Raw genomic sequence first — 1,068 nt, 5'->3', positions numbered from 1 at the left:
GTGATAAATGACTGGACTCGTTTCCAAATCAACTGAGACAAGCCCACCATCACTAAGAGCCAGAAAAACTGCAAAAGGAGTGCCTGAAGAATCTGGCTGGCATCGTATTTCCCAACAATAATCATGACTGGAGTGTAAATCAAGGATGAAAAAGGCAAGAATGAGAGAATATCTGAAACAACCTTTGGAAAGAAAGCCAAGGGAATCAAACTTCCAGACATAAAGGCCACTATGGAAGTCTTGAGTAGATTGGAACCCCATAGATTTTTAAACACAAAGGCAGAAAATCCAAAGCAGATATTAAAGAAAAAGTTAATCAGATAGGCCAGCGTTAGGCTAAAAAGATAAAGAACAGTTAAACCTAGCACTTCTACAATACCTTTTCCAGATAAGATTTTCATCAAGACAATGACACTTAAAAATGGAAGTCCGACACTGATAAAAATCAACCACTTGGAGCCAAGCTCTGTAAAAAGGTAAGATGCCGCAAAATGCACTGGTCGCAACAAGCGCATGATGATGGAACCATCCTTGACCTCCTCCCCAATCATAAAGGAGCTATCCGACCTGGTCAAAAGATTGGTCACAAAACTCATGATGATGTATAGGGTAATATCTGCCATACTAAAGCCCTGAATCAAGGACTCCTGTGATGAATCAAAGACAGCCTTCCAGAGATAAAAGGCCACAAAAGCTCCCATGACATCGCCGATTCGATAAAGAATAAAGTTGACTCGATAGGTAATCAACTCCTGAACACCTGCATTGATAAAGGGTTTATAACGTCTCCACAATTTGACCATATTAGAGCTCCTTTCGGTAGAAGCGGCGGATAATATCCTCGATATCTGTATCCACCATTTTCAAATCGCGGATTTCAAAATCAGACAGGGTTTGCTTGATAATGTCAGCTGACTGGTAGCGAGAACTATCAAATTCAATGTTGAGGCTATTTCCTTGTCTATCAATACTCATATCCGAAAAGCCTTCATAGTGAGAAACGAGATGACTTTGACCTGGTAGCAGTTCAAAAGAAAGAGTCTTCATCTTGCCAAAGGTCTCCTTGAG

At 40.5% G+C, this 1,068-nt stretch carries 1 protein-coding gene and 1 pseudogene; both read right to left on the bottom strand.

Annotation, left to right across the window (positions count from 1 at the left end):
• Positions 1–803: ABC-2 family transporter protein (locus QZ359_RS03780; protein WP_293960472.1), on the bottom strand; the 803-nt coding region annotated here is incomplete at its 3' end.
• Position 804: 1 nt separating this feature from the next.
• Positions 805–1,068 (bottom strand): annotated as a pseudogene (locus QZ359_RS03775) (sugar ABC transporter ATP-binding protein); the annotation flags it as partial.

Source organism: Streptococcus sp. (genome assembly GCF_019414905.1).
Taxonomy (GTDB): domain Bacteria; phylum Bacillota; class Bacilli; order Lactobacillales; family Streptococcaceae; genus Streptococcus.
Note: the sequence above shows the minus strand (reverse complement) of the source record. Positions and strands in the feature narration are given on the sequence as shown.